Annotated in this window: 20 protein-coding genes; 4 read left to right on the forward strand and 16 right to left on the reverse strand. The window is 37.5% G+C overall.

Annotated elements, in window-relative coordinates; all coding sequences use genetic code 11:
* Position 1: 1 nt before the first annotated feature.
* Positions 2 to 3,547 carry a DUF5717 family protein gene (locus BLS20_RS07160; protein ID WP_090173693.1) on the reverse strand — a complete coding sequence of 1,182 codons (3,546 nt, stop codon included), beginning with the start codon at positions 3,545 to 3,547 and terminating at the stop codon, positions 2 to 4.
* Positions 3,548 to 3,717: 170 nt separating this feature from the next.
* On the opposite strand from BLS20_RS07160, the gene BLS20_RS07165 reads away from it, so the two are divergent.
* The 3 genes from BLS20_RS07165 (at position 3,718) to BLS20_RS07175 (ending at position 5,496) form a co-directional block, all read left to right on the forward strand.
* Positions 3,718 to 4,140 (forward strand): winged helix-turn-helix transcriptional regulator, encoded by a 423-nt coding sequence (locus tag BLS20_RS07165; RefSeq protein WP_090173694.1) that lies wholly within the window; start codon positions 3,718 to 3,720, stop codon positions 4,138 to 4,140.
* Positions 4,141 to 4,434: 294 nt separating this feature from the next.
* Entirely contained in the window at positions 4,435 to 5,292 is an 858-nt protein-coding gene (locus tag BLS20_RS07170; RefSeq protein WP_090173695.1) for a beta-keto acid cleavage family enzyme, read from the forward strand.
* A 15-nt stretch (positions 5,293 to 5,307) separates the two neighbouring features.
* On the forward strand, positions 5,308 to 5,496 hold the full coding sequence (locus BLS20_RS07175; protein ID WP_090173696.1) for an excinuclease ATPase subunit: 189 nt from the start codon (positions 5,308 to 5,310) through the stop codon (positions 5,494 to 5,496).
* A gap of 183 nt (positions 5,497 to 5,679) precedes the next feature.
* On the opposite strand, the gene BLS20_RS07180 is transcribed toward BLS20_RS07175, so the two are convergent.
* From BLS20_RS07180 to BLS20_RS07225, 10 genes are all read right to left on the reverse strand, one after another.
* On the reverse strand, positions 5,680 to 6,690 hold the full coding sequence (locus tag BLS20_RS07180; protein WP_090173697.1) for a cyclase family protein: 1,011 nt from the start codon (positions 6,688 to 6,690) through the stop codon (positions 5,680 to 5,682).
* A 104-nt stretch (positions 6,691 to 6,794) separates the two neighbouring features.
* Positions 6,795 to 7,742 (reverse strand): 3-hydroxyacyl-CoA dehydrogenase family protein, encoded by a 948-nt coding sequence (locus tag BLS20_RS07185; RefSeq protein ID WP_090173698.1) that lies wholly within the window; start codon positions 7,740 to 7,742, stop codon positions 6,795 to 6,797.
* Between the two features lie 76 nt (positions 7,743 to 7,818).
* Positions 7,819 to 8,637, reverse strand: coding sequence for an SDR family NAD(P)-dependent oxidoreductase (locus BLS20_RS07190; RefSeq protein WP_090173699.1), 819 nt, complete (start codon positions 8,635 to 8,637; stop codon positions 7,819 to 7,821).
* Between the two features lie 117 nt (positions 8,638 to 8,754).
* The gene (locus BLS20_RS07195; RefSeq protein WP_090173700.1) at positions 8,755 to 9,168 is read right to left on the reverse strand and encodes a cupin domain-containing protein; all 414 of its coding nucleotides are present in this window, start codon (positions 9,166 to 9,168) and stop codon (positions 8,755 to 8,757) included.
* 413 nt (positions 9,169 to 9,581) lie between these two features.
* Positions 9,582 to 10,343, reverse strand: a complete 762-nt coding sequence (locus tag BLS20_RS07200; RefSeq protein ID WP_090173701.1) for an acyl-CoA dehydratase activase — start codon at positions 10,341 to 10,343, stop codon at positions 9,582 to 9,584.
* Positions 10,344 to 10,354: 11 nt separating this feature from the next.
* Positions 10,355 to 10,627 carry a putative Se/S carrier protein gene (locus BLS20_RS07205; protein WP_090173702.1) on the reverse strand — a complete coding sequence of 91 codons (273 nt, stop codon included), beginning with the start codon at positions 10,625 to 10,627 and terminating at the stop codon, positions 10,355 to 10,357.
* On the reverse strand, positions 10,627 to 11,898 hold the full coding sequence (locus tag BLS20_RS07210; RefSeq protein WP_090173703.1) for a double-cubane-cluster-containing anaerobic reductase: 1,272 nt from the start codon (positions 11,896 to 11,898) through the stop codon (positions 10,627 to 10,629). Before BLS20_RS07210 ends, BLS20_RS07205 begins: the two co-directional genes overlap by 1 nt.
* 180 nt (positions 11,899 to 12,078) lie before the next feature.
* Positions 12,079 to 13,023 carry a TIGR03943 family putative permease subunit gene (locus BLS20_RS07215; protein WP_090173704.1) on the reverse strand — a complete coding sequence of 315 codons (945 nt, stop codon included), beginning with the start codon at positions 13,021 to 13,023 and terminating at the stop codon, positions 12,079 to 12,081.
* A 13-nt stretch (positions 13,024 to 13,036) separates the two neighbouring features.
* The gene (locus BLS20_RS07220) at positions 13,037 to 14,197 is read right to left on the reverse strand and encodes a CobW family GTP-binding protein (RefSeq protein ID WP_090173705.1); all 1,161 of its coding nucleotides are present in this window, start codon (positions 14,195 to 14,197) and stop codon (positions 13,037 to 13,039) included.
* A gap of 54 nt (positions 14,198 to 14,251) precedes the next feature.
* Complete coding sequence (locus BLS20_RS07225; protein WP_090173706.1) at positions 14,252 to 14,782, reverse strand: phosphatase PAP2 family protein; 531 nt, start codon at positions 14,780 to 14,782, stop codon at positions 14,252 to 14,254.
* A gap of 72 nt (positions 14,783 to 14,854) precedes the next feature.
* Here BLS20_RS07225 and BLS20_RS07230 point away from each other — a divergent pair, with 72 nt between their 5' ends.
* On the forward strand, positions 14,855 to 15,493 hold the full coding sequence (locus tag BLS20_RS07230; protein WP_090173707.1) for a lactate utilization protein: 639 nt from the start codon (positions 14,855 to 14,857) through the stop codon (positions 15,491 to 15,493).
* On the opposite strand, the gene BLS20_RS07235 is transcribed toward BLS20_RS07230, so the two are convergent.
* The 5 genes from BLS20_RS07235 to BLS20_RS07255 are packed head-to-tail and all read right to left on the reverse strand — an operon-like array spanning position 15,494 to position 20,466.
* The gene (locus tag BLS20_RS07235) at positions 15,494 to 16,537 is read right to left on the reverse strand and encodes a lactonase family protein (RefSeq protein ID WP_090173708.1); all 1,044 of its coding nucleotides are present in this window, start codon (positions 16,535 to 16,537) and stop codon (positions 15,494 to 15,496) included. It lies immediately after the preceding gene.
* Positions 16,537 to 17,775, reverse strand: a complete 1,239-nt coding sequence (locus BLS20_RS07240; RefSeq protein WP_090173709.1) for a peptidase U32 family protein — start codon at positions 17,773 to 17,775, stop codon at positions 16,537 to 16,539. Before BLS20_RS07240 ends, BLS20_RS07235 begins: the two co-directional genes overlap by 1 nt.
* Before the next feature lie 5 nt (positions 17,776 to 17,780).
* A complete protein-coding gene (locus tag BLS20_RS07245) occupies positions 17,781 to 18,422 on the reverse strand; it encodes an O-methyltransferase (protein ID WP_090173710.1) in 642 nt (213 codons plus the stop codon).
* A gap of 13 nt (positions 18,423 to 18,435) precedes the next feature.
* The gene (locus BLS20_RS07250; protein ID WP_090173711.1) at positions 18,436 to 18,765 is read right to left on the reverse strand and encodes a YlbF/YmcA family competence regulator; all 330 of its coding nucleotides are present in this window, start codon (positions 18,763 to 18,765) and stop codon (positions 18,436 to 18,438) included.
* 12 nt (positions 18,766 to 18,777) lie between these two features.
* Positions 18,778 to 20,466 (reverse strand): ribonuclease J, encoded by a 1,689-nt coding sequence (locus tag BLS20_RS07255; protein WP_423230173.1) that lies wholly within the window; start codon positions 20,464 to 20,466, stop codon positions 18,778 to 18,780.
* Positions 20,467 to 20,510: the final 44 nt, after the last annotated feature.

Below are 20,510 nucleotides of genomic sequence, written 5' to 3' on the forward strand. Positions count from 1 at the left end.
CTTAATCTTCCATCAATGTATACTGTTCTTTTATCGTCTGATCCATATAAAGGAATTTTTCTAATTCATTGCGAAACGATAACTCATTATCTTCTTTTGAAAAGCGATATAATCTTTCTAGCTCTCCAATCCTTGTAAGTGAGGCATTCACTTCTTTATGTCCATGCAGCACGATTGTCTCTTGCATATGCATGACCCGTTTTCTGGTATACGAAATGGTTACCGGTAATGATTCCCATTCAAAAAGAATAATCGGACAACAAAAGATACCGTCGCACATCTCTTGCAGTTTTCTACTACCAAGTGAGTTATTCTTGCCAAGATACGCTGTTACCTGATCTTCATGCTCTCCGTAAAAAGCAATAACACTAATTCCCTCTAGAAGGTAGTTTTCTTTTAGCTTATGCGGAAGATTTGCATAAAAAGGAAAATACAAATTGCGCTCAATTGCATCCTCCAGCAGCTCCTCTAGACACTTTTCATCCACATCATCCTGACAACCATTGCAAATGATATATTTCATCAAAGCTATCCTGGCAATCATAGAGATGGATTTATTTTGCATATACATAAGTTGTAATTGCGATTTATATTTATCAACCTTTTCAATCTTTTCGGTGACATAGGCATGCGATACATAATTCATAGCCGCCATAATCAGCATGGAGTTTCCATCTGACTGATAATATTCTTCGACGATAGTATCAAATTCTTCCACATACTGATCTGTAAACAGCATCATAATCAAAAGTCGACCTTCAAACTCAAATGTATCAATCGAAAATTCCTTGGCACTATGCCATATTTCAAGCATATCTTTTAAAGCTCCATTATAATGCTGACATAAATATCCCAATAATATTTCATTGTTTTTTCCCTTTTTAAACAATTCATAGGCATACATCAGCAGCTCAGGCGCCTGATTATCTTCCGAAATAAGAGCAACAATAATACGCTCTAATTCCTCTGTATGTAGCGTAAGTCCCGGATATTGCCGCAACAGTTCAAACGCTTTTGTATAAAAACCGCCTCTTAAATACACTTTCATTAGTTCCGAAGCAAAGGATTTATCCGGCTGTTTGAACTGCGCTCTAATCACGCAATCATGCAAAACACGATATTCTTTTATCTGCAAAAGCCTTTCTACTATTGTTGCTTGTAATTTCTTTTTAAAATCATGAGCAATCTCTTCGTTTTCGCATAATTGATAATACTCTTCTTCATATTTCTCATATTCTTCAACATTCCCAACATGAAGAAGTTTCATCGCAAGAGTATTTAACTTTCGATTTTCACATACTTCCATCATTGCTTTTCGATTGACAAGAGGCTCTATTTCTATCATAGAATCTAAAGAAAACCTTCTTCCCAGATAATCTTCAAGAATGATTTTATAAATTCCAGGATAGATCGTAACAATTGTTTCGTTATCTTTTACCGGATACATTTTTATACTTTCCATCGGCTCGCTTATCACATAAGCTCTTACGATAGCCGGTACTTTTACCTTGATTTTATATCGAAACAGATACGTTCCCAATTCCTCCGCAACATCCATTTTCAGCTGCGCATCTTTTAGAATATGTTCATAAAGATATACAAAATTAGTATCCATAGCATGTTCTAGGATATTCTTTGCTGCAAACTCTACCATCTCCTCTTGTAAAGAATCGTAGACATTCGCATACCTATCTTTATTCTCCAAAAGCAAGGCAAAAAACTTAGCTTTATAAGCGACTTGAAGATTGTGATTTCTCTCAAAATACAAAACAGCTTCTTTCGGGAATTCACATGTTCTATCCGGTATTGCATACAAAAGCCCTTCATACAATCGATTCACCTTAAGTTGCTTTTTTACCGACAACAAATACCACTTATAAGCTTCCTCCGTAAAAATACGGTTGTTTACCATATATCGCACAAGTGCTTGCAACACTTCATCCGCTCGGGTCATAAAATATGCTTTTTTTAGAAGTTTTAACACTCTATAATCCAGACGCAAAACATTTTCCGAAAGTTTTGCCAATTCCATAGCAAAGCGTTCATCAAGAAGTTGCATCTTATCCATCCAGCATAAAAGCTGAACCTCAAAATTCCCCATCTTCGTTAATAGATAAGGTTGATCTTTTACCAATAAATATGCTTCAAGATAAAGAACCACAACCGGATGACCTTCTCTCATAAACATGTCGATGTCGCTTAATCTGTCTGCATCTCCCTCATATTGCTTTGTCATCAGACTTATCATCCAAAAAATCATAGGATCTTTTTCCTGCATATATAAGTTTCTGACAATATCAAATTGTTTTCTTACAAACGCCTTATCCGGATCAAGTAGCGTTTGTAAATAATGAAAATAGGCCCGGTTACGATTATCATGCAATGACAACTCTTCATAAAACTGTTGCAAATAGATACTTGCACTTTTCTTTTGACGATTCAAAATCATCATATGCATTTCATAAAGCTTAGCCAAGACAGCTTGCTCCCCGTTAAGATGCATTCTTCTTAGAACTTCTCTAGAATGCACCAGCCAATCCGCCCCCGGACACCTGCCAAGTCTATATTCCACATAAGTATTAATAAGATATCTAAGAAGCTTCTTTCTTTCATATTCCCCCGGCATATTCTTAATATCAAGCTGGGATAGCAATTCCACATCAAAAGACGGCTTCATTTTCTTCTTATTCATTGATACTTCCAGACAATACTTCAAACAATCAAACGGTCCTTTTACCGTAATCCCAATAAAGTTATTGCCGGCATGTAATTTAGTTTCTTCTATATTAAAAGGAATCTGTAACTGATTTCCAACAAAATCAAAACTTGTATAATTAGCCTTTTCAAATCTAACAGCATCATGATCACTGAACACCTCAAGCATTGTATATCCTATTGGCGATTTTTTAACGTTCAAAAAAAGCTGTTCGTTCATTGCCGGACGAAAGATATGTTCCTTTTCTTTTTCCAGTGTAATATGAACCTGCTCTTTTAAGCCTGCGCCGACAAAGAACTGTTCAACATCCATAGGCTGCATATTCACTCTACGAATTCCCTTAAACAAAAGCTTCATCTCGCTTTTCTCTTTCATCATCAGCTTATCCATGAAAGAACTTTTAAAAAACGAAATTACCTCTTCTGGTTTTTCTTCATAAACATTGTATAAGTCACTCAAACTCTCAACTTTTTGTCCACCACAATACAAAGGTTGAGAGATTACACTTACTTCAAAAGGAATTGTATACTCGCCTCTATTAAGCACCAAAACAAAATCACCGGACAATTTCGTTCCCTCCGGGCATGCTCTAACCACAAAAGGAACCTCCTCACTTAATCCGCTGATTTTATCTTTTCCACATATCACATTCGAATTTGTAGACAATATGCCCCCTCGAAATGCAATTTGATTTACACTATGAACTTGAAAAGATCCTTGATACTCCTCATCCGGTTCTATCTCTATTCTTATCTCCTCATGTGAGAAACGAACCTGTGCTTTTTCCTGTGATACCTTACCTAAAGAAAGGTCTTGAATTGCTTTTCTCATCCATATGCCTTACCTTTCATTGTCTAGTTAAAATTATATACGAAGTCATCGCCTTAGGCAATGGAGTATCTATCTAATTTTATTTTCCTGTTGCAAAAACAAATTATTATTGCTAGAATATATTTTAGTTACATTCTAGTAACCTAATAACTTTTAAGGAGTTTTAATATATGGAACCAGTTAATCCTTATCATTTTGTTACAGGCTGCATTTCCGGCAAATGGAAAATGACCATCCTGCACCACATCCATCACTATGGTAAAATTCGTTTTAACGAAACAAAAAAAACCCTTCATGTCAGTGAAAAGGTTTTAAGCCAACAATTAAAAGAATTAACACATGATGGTTTAGTGGAAAGAATTCAATATAATACAATCCCATTAAAGGTCGAATACATTCTCACCCCTCTTGGCGAGGATTTAATCCCGGCTCTTGACATTCTTTATATATGGTCAATCCGCCGGATGGCTGATTTAAATATGGAGATAGACTTAGATGCTTTCAAAGTTCATACTGAACAAAAATACGAAGATCAACTTATGAGCATTATGGATGCTTATATGGAAAAGCAAAAACTGTCTCGAAACGAATAACTGGCAAGGATTTCTCATAAGAGAAATCCTTTTTTTGGGCTCATAATGCACTATTTAACCCACATCTTTTTCGATTGTCAAGACTCGCTTTTCATAATCATCTCTTATTCATTTAAAGTATCTTATTTTTCCAAAATGGATAATTTCAACAAAAAAACATAAATATTTGACAAAATTTAAGTTGATATCATATAGAAATATACAATTTTTTGTAGTACAATACTATTATCTGGGTGTGTATAGTTCGCACCAGGAAATATTTTCAAATCCATATAATAAAAGGAGATATTCGAAATGGACAAAGCATTTAGAAACAAAAGAATTATTACTGCAGCAGTAACAGGTGCATGGCCTAAAAAGGAAAACAATCCTAACGTACCAATGACACCAGAAGAAATCGCTGATGATGTTTACGCTTGTTGGAAAGCCGGCGCTGCTATCGCTCATCTTCATATGAGAGATGATGACGGAAACGGTGTAATGGATCCAGTTCGTTTCAAGAAGACGAAAGAGCTCATCGAAACAAAATATCCGGATTGCGATATCATCATCAACATGACAACATCCGGTGACATCCATGCAGATGATGAAATTCGTGTAGCTCACGTAAAAGAATTAAAGCCTGAAATGGCTTCCTATGACTGCGGTTCTATGAACTGGCTTCATAGCGGACTGTTCATTAACAGCCCTAAATTCCTTGAAGACTGCGGACTTTTATTCCAGGAATTAAATGTTAAGCCTGAAATCGAAGCTTTCGATCCTGGTATGATTGCTAACGCAGCATACTATATCAAGAAGGGTGTTCTGAAAACTCCTGTACACTTCCAGTTCTGCATGGGTTGTGCAAACGGAATCACAGGTACAATGAAGAACCTTGTATTCATGAAAGAAACAGCTGAAGAATTAGTTGGTAAAGATAACTTTACATGGTCTTGCTTCGGTGTAGGTCATTCTGCAATGGAAATGATGTATGGTGCCGTAGCTATGGGCGGAAGCATCCGTGTAGGTATGGAAGACAACGTAATGTACTCTAAAGGTGTATTAGCTGAAAGCAACGCTCAGTTCGTTGAAAGAGCTAAGAGAGTTATCGAAGAGTTCGGTTGCGAAGTTGCTACTCCAGACGAAGCTCGTCAGATGCTTAACTTAAAATAATCCGGAGGTGTCTATATGACTTACGGAGCACTTTACTGGTATTATGAATGTCCAAAATGTGGCAAGAAGTTCAAATATGCAACCGATTTATTTGCATTATTCGGTGATGACTTTGGACATTGTCCTAAGTGTGACGAACCAGGAACTTTCTTAAAAGAAGGCGCTATCCAAAAGGATGACAACGAATTTGAGGAAGTTGATTAATGTAAGCTGACTTAAACCTGTATGTATCGCAAGATACATACAGGTTTTTTTATACCCCACGTTCCAAGCAAGCACATAGAGTTAAAAATCCGTTAGCAATTACGCCGCCAGGAACAAAAAAAAAGACTGCCGCGATAAGATCACGACAGTCTTTAATGATTTCACGTTTTTTAAGGTTATTGATTAGATAAGAGATGCATCAAATTTCTGATAATCATCAAATCCGAACTGTTCTCTATCCTGAGCACCAGTTCCGCAATACAGATATGTTCTTTCTGGAACATCATTGATATCATCTTCATCAATACGAGCTACGCAACGAGCCATAGAGCCGTCACCCATGTACCAACGAAGTGGGAAGCAGAAGAATTCGAAATCTTTCTTTCCGCATACTTTATCAAGATCTCCACCAAGGTTTTCAACACCTACGATACCATGTCCAAGCATTGTCTTATGGCAAGGCTCCCATGTACCCCAGCATCCGATTGCTTCAAGTGGTCCATATAATTCATCATATTTTTCCTGACCAAAAGTCTCAATAAAGAGTTCTTTGTCAAAACGAGCATATGATTCTTTACCAAATTCTTCGATATATTCTTCAGTAATAGGTCTTCCAGAAGCACCAAGAAGGTTCATTCTAGTCATACCATTGTTACCCATAGCTGTATGAAGAGGATGATCCAGAGCCTGCATATCCATAGCTACACACTTAACGCCATGTTTAACAAACCAGATACCAGCTTCACGTCCAGTACCGCATGAATAATGATAATACTCTTTAGAATCATCAAATTTTCTATGCATTCCTGTGCAAAGGCAAAGAACTTTATCTTTTAAGTAATCAGATTCAGGATCAATACCCATGTTCTTACAAGCCTGATCAAGATGCTTATCTGTAATAAGTTCCCAACGCTTAACAAATGTAAGGTCTAAACATACAGCTGTACCTGTATAAGCATCTACAGCCATTTCATGTGTATAACGAGCTCTTCTTCCATCGAACTCTCTTTCCATAACGTGACGAGGTGCATCACAGTGAGTACCTGTATGCATTGTACATCCGATGTACTGTGTTAATACGCCACCTTTTGCCATTGAGTGCTTGCTGTCGATAACTGGCTTATCGAAATAAGGCCATCTTGGAATCTCTGCACTAAAAGGATGTGTTAAGTCTACCCATACTTTCTTTCCCATTTAAATTTTCCTCCATTTTAAATAAATTTAATGTCTTTTATAAAATTGTGCCGAAGTGATGCCTCGCTCCGGCACACTTTTACCGTTACTATTTATTGCGAATCTTACTTATTATATAACATTTTAATGAGATACTCATTAAGTCCGCCATTAATATTAGCAATTTCCTCATCTGTATACTTCATGAAGCCTTCATGAACACCATCTACTGCTTCTGCTCTAAATCCATTCTTTCCAGCATCAAGCATTTCTTTTAATAATGGTGATGCATCATGTCTGTCTTCAAGATCCTTAAGTACATAGCTATGAATATTATATGTCAACTGTGTACTTACCATATCTGAATTAACAAGTGGTGGTAAGTAAGGAAGTCTAAGTCCAAAGCTGTACTTGCAAGCATCATCAACAGTCTTAGCATCCGCAATTCCTCTTTCTACAATCGAAATTGCTTCACGCCATAATGCATGCTGCATTCTGTTTGCAATAAAACCAGGAACGTCTTTTTTACAAAGAACAGGCTTCTTACCAGCTTTTGTAAGAACATCCATAACTGTCTGAGCAACCTCATCTGTTGTAGCATCAGTCTTAACAACTTCAACCAATGGAATAAGGAATGCTGGGTTCCAGAAATGTGTTCCACAAAGTCTTTCTCTATGCTTACACTTAGAAGAAATCTCTGTAGGGCTCATTACAGAAGTATTTGTACAGAAGATTGTATCTTCAGCAACAACTTCTTCAAGCTGAGCAAACAAATTCTGCTTCATTTCCATATCTTCAAGAACACACTCTACAACGAGTTCAGCGTTTTTAACACCCTCACTCTGCATATCTTTTGTAAAGCTGATCTTAGAAACAATCTTATCAACATCTGCTTCCGTAACGATGCCTTTTTCAACTAAAAGCTTCATATTACCACGAACTTTAGCTTCAACATCTACATCAAAAACATCATATACCGTTACATTAGCTCCGTCGAGTCCAGCAAGAATCTGAGCAATTGCACTACCCATCATTCCGCCGCCACAAACGAGAAAATTCTTAATTTCTTTCATTATTTATCTCTCCTATCATTTTGTTAAATGTTTTGCCACCCTCAACACACTTCATGTGGCAACCCCTAAACAAAAATTAGCATACAAGATATCCACCAGAGCAGTCGCAAGCTGCACCTGTGATAAAGTTAGAAGCATCTGAAGAAAGGAACATAGCGTATCCAGCAAAATCTTCAGGCTCTGCAAGACGTCCGATAGGCTCTCTCTTTAAGAAATTCTTGTATACTTCAGAGTTAACATCAAACATCCATTCAGTTAATTCAGAACGGAATACTGTTGGGCAGATTGCATTGATATTGATACCGTATTTAGCAGAAAGATCGCAAGCCATAGAAGCAATCATCATATCTGCGCCACCCTTTGATGTACAATATCCTGTGTATCCTGCCATACCTCTCTTAGATCTCTGAGATGTAGCAACAACAATCTTTCCACCTTTTCCTGATTCAGGTGTTTTTCCACCAAGCTGATCAACCATCTGTTGAGCAACATATTTACAAATAATATATACTGACTTACAATCAGCATCCATGATGTACTGCCAATCTTCAACTGACTGTTCCAGAATATTAGCTGGCTTGTTGAATCCATGGCAAACTGCAAGGATATCAATTCTTCCGTAAGCTTTTACTGCATCAGCGATGAGTTTTTTAACATCATCTTCTTTAGCTGGATCAGCTGAGATTGCTGTACAGTCAATTCCTTCTGCCTTGAATTCTTCTACAAGCGCATCAAGCTTACCCTGATTACGTCCTGTTAAAACAACCTTAGCTCCGTTATAACCGTATGTCTTTGCAAGAACTTTTCCTAAAGCTCCTGTTGCTCCAGTTACTAATGCAACCTTTCCTTCTACGGAAAACATATTTGTTACAAATTCCTTATTGCATGGTACCATTGTAAAAAATCCTCCTTAAAATAAATCATGTAATTTGTTTAATTTAGGAAGCCTTTCCAAGGCTCCCTAATTTATCTAGAACAGGCTATTACCCAATGTTCCCTTTTAAGATTAGTCTTATACTCCTGGATATGTGATAATTACAAGAGTCTTTACAGCATAATCTGTTTCATTTTCGAAATAACGCTCTTCGTTTGGTCCCATGAAGAAACAATCTCCAACATTAAGTTTCCAATAATGTCCTTCATAATACTTAGGATCCTTTGCTAAGTTAGCATCAATTTCTTCTTTAGATACATCTTTTAATGTAGCATCCTTAACAGTCATCTGACCTTCAAGAATGTAATAAACTTTTTCACATGCATTGTCAGCATATCCCCAACCTGCACCACCATGTGGCTCAAAGTGAGACATTCCAACCCAGAACTTCTCAGCTCCTGTAACATCTTTTCCTGAGAATCTTCTCAGAACGACATCATGATGTCCTGGTGCTTCATATACTGTTGCTTCTTCAAACGTAACTTTCTTCATTTCTAGTTACTCCTTTCCAATATGAAATAATGATCTGGTCTTATGACCTGTGATTCCATTAAGGAAACCCTCATGAAATCCCTTATGTTCCTAGTATAATTAAGATTCACTTTTTATGCAATACAGACAAAGTTGTAACCTAGAAACCTCAAGGTAACTATGTTACATTTTGCCTATAATCAAGGCTTTTTATATTGTTTTTTAATACATTTTGTCAATTTTACACAAGACTTTTGTAAAAACCTTTGTGTATGAATGAATATTTTTGTCTATTTTTTTTTCGTAATTCACTTGATTTTTTCTTCGCAATTTATACCGTAAATGTTTACTATACTTTTTGTCGAACTTTATATTTTTTTAAGAAAATTGTATGTAAAAAAAGACGAAACCACTTTAGTAGTTTCGTCTCATCATCACAGTCCAAAAGCACTTATTGCAGCCCCTATTGCTCCTGCAAACCTCGCATCAGGATGCGTTTTAATTTTGTTAGACAGCTTATCTTGCAATCGTTCTATCAAATATCCGCATTCACACAATCCTCCGGTTAATACAATATCCGAAACCGTCTTTACGAGACCGGCTGCTTGCGTTGCAACCTTATCCGCAATGGAATCAACAATGGCATAGGCAATATTCTCAAGCTTTTCGCCGCTTCCAACCAAACTGATGACTTCTGATTCAGCAAACACCGTGCACATCGAACTAATCGTAACTCCACCACCGGATCTTGCAATTTCACATACTTCATCCGGTCGCAATTGCATGGCATTTCCCATAATTTCCAAAAAACGTCCGGTACCGGCAGAACATTTATCATTCATAACAAAATCTACAACATTTCCTTGACGAATCTCTATCACCTTTGTATCTTGTCCGCCAATATCAATCGTTGCCAATTCTTCAAGTCCAAACAAAAAGACCGCTCCTTTTGCATGACAGGTAATTTCTGTTATATTTTTTTCTGCATATCCCACAACTGCTCTGCCATAACCTGTGGATACACACTTATATGTACCGGACGAATAATTTTTCTCCAATCTTTGAAGAATCTGCTGAGAAACATCAACGCTGCTTAACCCTGTTGGGAGAATAAACTTTTCAACAATCTCCTTTTTTTCGTCTAATACAACCACTTTTGCACTTGTTGAGCCAATATCAATTCCGACATAATTCATTTCAGTCACCTCTAACAATATCTGTCCCGTTTCGGATTAATCTGAGGCTTCAAACCTACAAGATCGTAATATTCCGCCTTATTTTTCTTTATACAGGCTTTTGCATCTTCTAGATGTTCCTCTTTTAGTAATATAGACATTCCACATCCAAGTTCTCCTTGGATGCTTCTTGGAGTTGGGGCTATTCTCGATGGAATCTGCTCTTTTCTTAACATCTGTTGCAATTCCATCCCCTGCGTATAAGTTTCAAATAAAATATAATAATTAAGCGTATCTTCTGTCATTATCCCAACATTTCCACAAATGCTTCTATTCTGGTACGAAGCTGCTGTGCATCGGAATCCGTATAATCTGTTTCAATACCAAGGACTGGAATACCATTTTCTTTTAATGCTTCTTCAACGGATTTGCCTTCTGTATCATACAAACAGCAGAATTTCAAATTAACATCAATGACACCATCTACTTTATATTCTTTTGCCAATCGAATGATATCATCAATTCTTCCTGTATTAGGAGTAAAACAAGCACAATTAATTCCCATATAGCGTTCAGCAATAGCTCGATACTGTTCCTCAAGTGTCGTCTTTCCTTCTTCTACAAGATTCTCAAAATATCTTGTTCCTGTACATGTCTCTTCACACACAACAGCAGCACCACTTGTTTCAATGATATGATGAAGTTTCCAGTTTGGAATCGCCATCGGAGTACCAGATACCATGATTCTCTTAGTACCTTCAGGAAATACGGATACTCCATCTTTAATTCTTTGTTCCAACTCATCTGCAAGCTTATTACACATTGTTGCACAACGCTCAGGATCATCAAAGAATGCTATCTGTGTCATAAGAAGAACATCCTTACCACTAATTGGAAGTTTATCTGCTTTTCTTGCCTGATATACACGTTCTATAGCTTTTCTCTTCGCATTTATGATTTTAATTGCATTTTCCAATTTATCGCGGGTAATTTCATTTCCCGTCAGTTCTTCCACAACCTTGGCAAACTCTTTAATTTCCTCTACCCATTTATCATAATCTTTCGGTCGTTTCATCTGTGGCATATCCATAATATGCATCGGTACATCTTTTCCCAAGATTTCCCATGCTTTTTTCTTACCATCACAGGTCGTTTCCCCTACATACATATCTGCAATTCTAAAAAACGGACATGTCTTTCCAAGTCTTGCGCCAACCGATGCTTTAATTAACGGACAAGTGCTCTTTGGCAAAACAGCTTCTCCATCAGGTACCCAAAACTGCGAACCTCCGCAAAGGCCGGTTACAATACCATCAGCAGCAAGTACAACTTCATCCGGAACATATACGCAAAATGTTCCAAATACTTTTCTTCCTTTCTTTTGTTCCTCGATTAATTCAGCAGGACGAATTCCATGAATATCAGCCACAACCATATCCCAAAAATCCATAGCTGCCGGTCGATTTTCCTGTGATAAATAAGTATCTCCAAAAGCAGTTGGCAGCACCGCACATAAATTGTCATGATTTTCAATATCCATTCCCAAATCTTTCCACATCTGTAAATAATTCGCCATATTTGTTCTCCTTTTCCCTATGTTTTTTACTTCTCCCATTATATAAGCAACCTTTTTAGTTAGTCATGAAAAACCTCTTATTTATAGGCAAACAAAATAGATGCGAGAATCTCTTCTCGCATCTATCTATATATCTCTTATAAAAGAGACTCTTAGAGGTGGGGGATTTCTCCGACTGAGTTAACTAAAGTATACCAGCTCATCCTCAGGTTCTTGTGCCGGTTTATAATCTTCCAGATACAAAACAGGACCTTTTCCTTTATATTCTCTGGCAAATTCAACGCGAACTTTTACTTTTACTTCATACCATCCACGATGTTCTAGCTGCTGTGCCTTTTCACTTTTGCATTTAAATCCGATAAATGTTATATCATCTTCACAACATGTCATTGCAAAACGCCCCGGTACAAACACACCTTTTTTCAGTTTTTCAGGTCGATAAATCTTCGCTAAAAAAGTGACGCTCTTGCCATCATAACGTTTTGGATGATCAAGTGCATCTAAATACCACAAACCATAATCATCATCTGAAATTGCGATTTCCTCTTGCGAATAATCAAACGGAACCGCATCATCAGCAGAATCATCAATCGTACCATCCACGCGTTCATAAACCATTTGTGCTTTTCGATTCAATGCCTTTATCATTCGTCGAAATTTACTTTTATCTGTCTGATCCGTGCATCGATTAAATATCACAACATCCGCCATAAAGAACTGCTCTCTCATCATCGGTCGCATATTCGTCATATACAAATCAAACGTACTAGCATCAATTGTACACAACGATTGTACTAAAACCCATTCTTTCGGCATCTCAAGATTTTCAAAGCAAGAATACTCCCAGGTTCCATTATATTCAATAAAAACCGCATCCGGTTTATACTGCATATCAAACATCTTAATTGTTTCTGTATTAAATTCTTCTTCTGAATTAATTACAGCAAGCTGTGCTGAAGCTTTTTTTAACTTTTCCTCGTCATATTCAACATCACCATCTTCACAAGCAATAATGAGATTTTTTGCATTTGGTGAAAACTCATTTTCAATTAATGTTTCAATTATAAGTGATGTCTTACCGCTATCCATAAATCCGGTAAAAAAATATACTGGTATCTGTTCCATATTGGTTCCACCTTTATTTTAATTCAAATAACGTTTCAATCTTATCAATTTCTAGATCTGTACCAATCACACATAATCTTCCGGTGTAATCAGCTTCTCCGTCTCGAAGTTCATATTCACCCGGTACAAGATCAAAATAAATCCAGGTTCCATCCTCGGCAGGAACCATTCCTTTAGCTCTCAAAATCTCACCATACTCATTACCATCTGCAAAGGTTGCAAGAATCTTCTCAATCTTTTCTTTTGTATATTTATGCGGCGTTTCTTTTCCCCAACTTGTAAAGATATCATCTGCATGATGATGATGCTCGTGATCGTGATGATGCTCATGCTCATGATGGTGCTCGTGTTCATGATGATGCTCGTGTTCATGATGATGCTCGTGTTCATGATGATGTTCATACTCGTGATCATGCTCATGCTCATGATGATGTTCATGCTCGTGATCATGCTCATGCTCATGATGATGTTCGTGTTCATGATGATGCTCATGTTCGTGGTGATGCTCATGCTCATGAGCGATAGCATCTTCTTGTGCACGTTTAACAGCTTCTGCCATCATTTCTTTTTCCAAAGAAGTCTGCTTTTCAATCACCGACAGAATCTGCTCGCCTGAAATAGCATCCCAAGGAGTTGTCACAATCGCTGCTTTTCCATTGATATTTTGAACCTGTTTTACAACGACTTCTAATTGTTCTTGTGACATTTTCTGTGTACGACTTAAAACGACCGTTGAAGCATAAGCAATCTGATTGTTAAAGAACTCGCCAAACGCTTTCATCTGCTTAGAAGCTTTCATAGCATTTACAACCGTTACCAGTGCATTTAATTTAACATCAAACTTATCTGCAACTTGCTGAACAGATTTCATAACATCAGACAATTTCCCTACACCGGATGGTTCAATGATGATTCTATCCGGAGCAAATCTTTCAATAACATCCTGAAGGCTTTTTTCAAAATCCCCTACAAGCGTACAGCAAATGCAGCCTGAATTCATCTCTGTAATTTCAATGCCGGCATCTTTTAAAAATCCGCCATCAATACCTACTTCTCCGTATTCATTTTCAATCAGAACAACCTTCTCACCCTTGAAGACTTCCTCAATCATTTTCTTAATAAATGTAGTTTTACCGGCACCCAAAAAACCGGATATAATATCAATTTTTGTCATTTCAATACCAACCTTTCTTAAATATATTCATACACTTCTATTATATACTTTCTGTCAAGCATTTTTCTTTTTATGATTTTTCAAAATTTTATTAATAAAGCAACCAAAAACAGCCGACCCTGTTCCAATTAACACACCTGCCAGTACATCTGTCGGATAATGAATTGCAACATATAATCTCGAAAATGCAATCAGCGCAGCTAGTATAAGAACCCCCACACCAAACCTTCTTGGCAACATAAAAAAGCAAACCATTGCAACGGCAAATGCAGCACCGGCATGACCTGAGGGAAACGAATAATCATTCGCTTTTTTCACAAGCAAAACCAATTCATCTATTACTTCATAAGGTCTTGTTCTGGCCACCAATGGTTTTAGAATCAGATTAGTGATAACAGCTTCAACCAGTAAAGAAAATGCGCATACAATTCCTGCTCTTCTTGTCTTCTTTATACAAATAAAAAAAAGACAAAGAACCATCCATAAAGCTCCATACTCTCCTAAATATGTAATAAAAATCATAATTGGATTCAGTATATCATTTCTAAGATATTCCTGAATCCAAATTAAAATCTGTGTATCCATTATTTTTCCTTTTCTTTTTTAGTACATGGACTATAATATAGTAAAACAATATTGGAAAGAGGTGTTAACTATATGAGTCCAAAACAAATTTATTATGAAACGACCGCAAAAAAAATCATTGAAAATATGCAAAAGCGTAATTTCGAAGGATACTATTGCCATACTGCCAAAGAAGCTGTAACGCTCGCTAACAGCTTCGTCTGTCCAGGTCATACGGTATACTTTGGCGGCTCTATGACCCTTCAAGAAACCGGTATGATTAACTTTCTAAAATCTCGCGATGATATTACTGTTATCGATCGCGCTGACGCAAAAACTCCAGAAGAAATCACTAAGATTTATCGAGAAGCTTTTTCGTGCAATTCCTACTTCATGAGCACCAATGCCATTACTTTAGAAGGTGAACTCATTAATATCGACGGAACAGGAAACCGTGTATCCGCATTAATCTACGGACCAGACCAGGTTATTATTCTTGCGGGAATGAACAAAGTTACTTCCGGTCGCAAAACCGGTATTGACCGCGTAAAAAATATCGCTTCCCCACCAAATGCAATCCGTTTAGAACGAAAGACACCATGTTCTATGACTGGTTCGTGTCAGGATTGTTTCAGTCCCGATTGTATTTGTTGTAATACCGTCATAACAAGACGAACGTCCACGCCTGGACGAATTAAGATCATCTTAATCGGCGAAGAATACGGATATTAATTACTGAAGCCTGTGAATGTAGATACAATTTGGTTTTTCTACTTTTACAGGTCTTCCTTTTTGCAAAAAATATCCCTTTGCATAATTCATTTTAAATGTCACAATTTCATCTTGTTCATGATTCAATGTAACAAAATAATCAGAATCCGGAAGCACCTTTATTACCTTCGGAAACTCCCCACTAATTTTTGACTGACAGATTTCCGAAATATCGCCATCTTTTTTCACTTTAAAAATCGCAGCCGTATTGGTTCCGGCATTTGAAACAAATAAGTATTTTCCATCCTCAGTGATATCAAGCCCATACGGTGCACATCGATCTGGATCTTGATAAATCGTTGAAACACTATCTTGTAATTCCGCCTCATCCATATCCGTATTATATTTGTATATATTAATCGCAACTTTGCTTTCACATAACACATATGCGTGTATGCCGTCTTTTCCAAAGACCATTTTACGAGGTGCTGCATCTATTTGAAGACGAATGATATCATGTTTTTTGATTTTGCCATGTTCATAATCCACTTCATAAATAACAACCTGGTCAAGACCTTGATCCACTGCACATAAATATTTATCATCCGGCGTCATACATACATCCGTAACATGCGGTTGAAAATTCTTTTCCGTTATACTGACACCAAGTCCTTTATGAAAAATTCCATCTGTTATATCACCTATTGAGCCATCTTTATTCACTCTTAACATCGATACTCTTCCATCGTGATATCCGCCGACAAACACATATCGATCATTTGCATCCATGCAAAGTGCGCATCCACGCATTCCACCGGTCGGCGCCGTATTAATATGTTCTAGCAAGCCATCCGGCATAATCCGAAATGCCGCAACCCCCTCATCAGCAATTGAATATAAATATTTTCCATTATGTGCTACTGTAAGTGCTGACGGATTGTTCACCGGAGTTTCTGAAAGTTTAATAAAACCCTGACGTGATGTATCAAGCTCGTAAACCTGAATTCCCTTTGAATCACCATTAGTATAGGTTCCTACATAGGCGATATAACGTTGTCTTTTCATTAAGCCTCATCCTCCTGTCTTCTCAAAACATCAAATTGCTCCAATTTCGCTTCGAGATCTACATATAAGACCTGTTTTGGATGTGGCGCAGACTCAACTGCCTGGCCATCCTCCGTATATATGCCCCGAACGGTTACTTCTACATTATCACCATTAGGCTTCATAACCTCAATGGTTTCACCTACTGAAAATTTATTTCGTTGTTCTATTTTGGCATATCCTCGTTCATCCACTTCATTGACAATCCCAAGATATGTATATTCTCTGACATACGTATTCGAATCATAAATTTGTGTTGTTTCATCCGGTTTTCCAAAGAAAAACCCCGTCGTGAACTGTCGGTATGTGCAATTGGAAATCTGATCCAAATACCATGGCATATTTTTTTTATATAGTTCTTCCGATTCTAGATAATCATCGATTGCCTTTCGATATGTTCTCGCTACGGTTGCAACGTATAAAGCAGTCTTCATCCGACCTTCGATCTTAAGACTATCTATACCGGCATCTAACATCTGCGGGATGTGTTCGATCATGCACAAATCTTTGGAATTGAAAATATAAGTTCCTCTGTCATTTTCATAAACCGGCAAATATTCACCAGGTCTTTTTTCCTCAACAACCGAGTATTTCCACCTGCAAGGATGTGTGCAAGCTCCGCGATTAGCATCTCTTCCGGTAAAATAATTACTAAGTAAACATCTTCCGGAATATGAAATGCACATTGCACCATGAACAAAAGTTTCAATTTCTAAATCATCCGGTATCTTCGAACGTATTTCTTTAATCTCTCGAAGGGACAATTCCCTTGCCGAGACAACTCTTGAAGCACCTTGCGCCTTCCAAAACAAAAATGTACCATAATTGGTATTATTAGCCTGCGTTGAAATATGTAATTCAATTTCCGGACAAACTTCTTTGGCGATCACAAACACTCCCGGATCTGAAATCAAGATTGCATCCGGTTTTATTACTTTCAATTCTTGAAAGTACGCTCTTACCGGTTCCAAATCGCCATTATGCGCAAGAATATTTGCTGTTATATAGACTTTCACACCTCTTTCATGCGCAAAACGGATACCTTCTTTCATATCCTCAAGCGTAAAATTCTTTGCTTTTGCGCGAAGCCCAAACGCTTCTCCACCTATATAAACCGCATCTGCACCAAAGACTACTGCAACCTTTAGCACTTCTAGCGAACTTGCCGGAACTAATAACTCCACATGTTTTCTCTTCATATCAATCACCTTTTTACGCTTAGAGCAACGCCATCTCCGACCGGAAGTATACTGCTTTCATAGTCCTCACTATGCATAAGCGTATATAAATATTCTCTCATGCGCTTATGAATGGTTCGATTGCGACGTTCTACAACATAATGCGACTCTATCAATTCACCTTCTTGCAAAACGTTATCGCTAATTAGCAAACCATTGCATTTAAGCAACCTTGTCACCTCCGGCAAAAAACGAATATACTGCCCTTTTGCAGCATCCATAAATACCAAATCAAATTCTCCCTCCAACAAAGGAAGCTCTTTCATGGCATCGCCTTCTATCAATCGAATGATTCCATCCTTATCATATTTTTCAAAATTTCTTTTTGCTTCTTGAATTCGCGGAGCATAATTTTCAATGGTCACAATCTCTTTTATGCTATTACACGATTCCTTCATAAGCAAAGCCGAAAATCCAACCGCTGTTCCAACTTCAAGGATTCTCACCGGCTTTTTCAGCATAAGTAATGTCTTAATCAGACTTTGCGTATTCTTCCTAATAATCGGAACGTCGTCATCCATTGCCTTTTGTTCAAGTTCTTCAAGATACGGAACATTAAGCGGCTCCATAGAATCCAAAAAAACCTGCATTCTTTCTTCTACTATCATGCGGTTGCTACCTCTATAACTGAAGATCAAAATCAAGACACGAAACAATTTCATAGTTGATTTTTTGCATTAAACGGCAAAGCACAAGCTCTGCCTCTAGAAATTCTGTAATGACCGGATCATTGAGCATCTCCATTTTTCGATAAAACAAATCCTGTTGTTGTTTCAAATCAGAATCGTCAGAATTATGCATGCGAAACATTTCCATACGAAATTCATTCGCAATGGAACATTTATCCGGCGATTTTTTCATCTCATCCTTTGCCTTTATATACCGAATATAGATATCACTGCTCTTGATACTTTCAGTTAGATTGTCAATCTGTTTATCCAACTGCATCATAACGTATCACTCCTATACTTCCATAATAATCGGAATAATCATCGGTCTTCTCTTAGTTTTCTTCCATACAAATTCGGATAAAGAATCACGAAGTTCTGACTTGATTTTTCCCCAATCTGTTACGTGTTTATCTCCAAGCATTTCCATCTTATTGGCAAGTACACTTCTTGCCTCTTCCATCAAATCTTCTGATTCTCGCACATATACAAATCCTCGGCTTACGATATCCGGTCCTGCAAGAAGTTGCGCGCTTCCACTTTCAAGTGTTAATACCACAATTATGATACCGTCCTCTGAAAGTTTTTGACGGTCTCTAATAACAATATTGCCAACATCTCCGATTCCCAAACCATCCACGTATACATTTCCGGCAGAAACAGTATCTACAACTTCTGCTTTCTCATCACTGATTTCAAGCACATCACCGGAATTAAGCATTAGAATATGATCCTTGTCATATCCAAGCTGCTGCGCAATTTTAGCCTGCGCCATTCGATGCTTGTATTCGCCATGTACCGGAATACAATATTTTGGCCGAACCAAAGAATAAATCAGCTTTAATTCTTCTTGACATGCGTGACCGGACACATGTGTATCCTGGAAAATAACTTCAGCACCCTGCATGGATAATTCATTAATAATATGACTAACGGATTTTTCGTTCCCCGGAATCGGATGCGAGCTAAGCACAATCGTATCATTCGGTTTGATTGAAATCTTCTTATGCAGACCACTAGCCATTCTAGATAAAGCAGCCATGGATTCGCCCTGGCTTCCTGTCGTAATCAAAACGGTCTTCTCATCCGGATAATTCTTAAGCTGGTCAATGTCCATTAATGTATTATCCGGAATCTTAATATATCCAAGCTCGGAAGCAGTGGAAATAATATTTACCATACTTCGGCCTTCCACACCAACTTTTCGTCCATATTTATAAGCCGTATTAATAATCTGTTGCACTCGGTCTACATTCGAGGCAAATGTAGCGACAAATATTCTATTTTTTTCATGTTCAGAAAAGATCTGATCAAATGTCCTTCCAACTGTTTTTTCTGACATTGTAAATCCCGGTCTTTCAGCATTTGTACTATCTGCCATCAAAGCCAGAACACCTTTTTTCCCAATTTCACCAAATCTTGGCAAATCAATAGCATCACCGAATACCGGTGTATAATCAACTTTAAAATCACCAGTATGCACAACAATACCTGCCGGCGAATAAATAGCAAGCGCAGCAGCATCCTGAATGGAATGATTTGTCTTAATAAACTCTACCCGAAACTGTCCCAGATTAATATGCTGACCATATTTAACCACCTTGCGTTTCGTCTTTGACAGCAAATTGTGTTCCTCAAGTTTATGTTCTATCAATCCATTGGTCAACTTCGTTGAATAAATCGGAACATTAATCTCCAAAAGAACATATGGGAGTGCTCCGATATGATCTTCATGTCCATGTGTGATAAAAAATCCTTTTACACGATCAAGATTATCCTGTAAATACGTAATATCCGGAACAACCAAATCGACTCCAAGCATATCATCTTCCGGGAATGCCACACCGCAGTCCACAACAATAATACTGTCTCCATATTCAAAGGCAGTAATATTCATTCCAATCGCTTCAAGTCCTCCAAGCGGAATGATCTTCAATGTTGAGTTTTTTTCTTTTTTCAAAATGTACCTCCTAAATAATTTCATAAGCGATCCGCCCGGCCATATGCCAGATATCGAATGATTTCTCT

This window comes from Eubacterium oxidoreducens, assembly GCF_900104415.1.
GTDB classification, from domain to species: domain Bacteria; phylum Bacillota; class Clostridia; order Lachnospirales; family Lachnospiraceae; genus Eubacterium_C; species Eubacterium_C oxidoreducens.

Coding starts and splice junctions, on each gene's coding strand:
- BLS20_RS07160 (WP_090173693.1), bottom strand. CDS start 3,547: ATGAGAAAAGCAATTCAAGACCTTTCTTTAGGTAAGGTATCACAGGAA.
- BLS20_RS07165 (WP_090173694.1), top strand. CDS start 3,718: ATGGAACCAGTTAATCCTTATCATTTTGTTACAGGCTGCATTTCCGGC.
- BLS20_RS07170 (WP_090173695.1), top strand. CDS start 4,435: ATGGACAAAGCATTTAGAAACAAAAGAATTATTACTGCAGCAGTAACA.
- BLS20_RS07175 (WP_090173696.1), top strand. CDS start 5,308: ATGACTTACGGAGCACTTTACTGGTATTATGAATGTCCAAAATGTGGC.
- BLS20_RS07180 (WP_090173697.1), bottom strand. CDS start 6,690: ATGGGAAAGAAAGTATGGGTAGACTTAACACATCCTTTTAGTGCAGAG.
- BLS20_RS07185 (WP_090173698.1), bottom strand. CDS start 7,742: ATGAAAGAAATTAAGAATTTTCTCGTTTGTGGCGGCGGAATGATGGGT.
- BLS20_RS07190 (WP_090173699.1), bottom strand. CDS start 8,637: ATGGTACCATGCAATAAGGAATTTGTAACAAATATGTTTTCCGTAGAA.
- BLS20_RS07195 (WP_090173700.1), bottom strand. CDS start 9,168: ATGAAGAAAGTTACGTTTGAAGAAGCAACAGTATATGAAGCACCAGGA.
- BLS20_RS07200 (WP_090173701.1), bottom strand. CDS start 10,343: ATGAATTATGTCGGAATTGATATTGGCTCAACAAGTGCAAAAGTGGTT.
- BLS20_RS07205 (WP_090173702.1), bottom strand. CDS start 10,627: ATGACAGAAGATACGCTTAATTATTATATTTTATTTGAAACTTATACG.
- BLS20_RS07210 (WP_090173703.1), bottom strand. CDS start 11,898: ATGGCGAATTATTTACAGATGTGGAAAGATTTGGGAATGGATATTGAA.
- BLS20_RS07215 (WP_090173704.1), bottom strand. CDS start 13,023: ATGGAACAGATACCAGTATATTTTTTTACCGGATTTATGGATAGCGGT.
- BLS20_RS07220 (WP_090173705.1), bottom strand. CDS start 14,197: ATGACAAAAATTGATATTATATCCGGTTTTTTGGGTGCCGGTAAAACT.
- BLS20_RS07225 (WP_090173706.1), bottom strand. CDS start 14,782: ATGGATACACAGATTTTAATTTGGATTCAGGAATATCTTAGAAATGAT.
- BLS20_RS07230 (WP_090173707.1), top strand. CDS start 14,855: ATGAGTCCAAAACAAATTTATTATGAAACGACCGCAAAAAAAATCATT.
- BLS20_RS07235 (WP_090173708.1), bottom strand. CDS start 16,537: ATGAAAAGACAACGTTATATCGCCTATGTAGGAACCTATACTAATGGT.
- BLS20_RS07240 (WP_090173709.1), bottom strand. CDS start 17,775: ATGAAGAGAAAACATGTGGAGTTATTAGTTCCGGCAAGTTCGCTAGAA.
- BLS20_RS07245 (WP_090173710.1), bottom strand. CDS start 18,422: ATGATAGTAGAAGAAAGAATGCAGGTTTTTTTGGATTCTATGGAGCCG.
- BLS20_RS07250 (WP_090173711.1), bottom strand. CDS start 18,765: ATGATGCAGTTGGATAAACAGATTGACAATCTAACTGAAAGTATCAAG.
- BLS20_RS07255 (WP_423230173.1), bottom strand. CDS start 20,466: ATGAAATTATTTAGGAGGTACATTTTGAAAAAAGAAAAAAACTCAACA.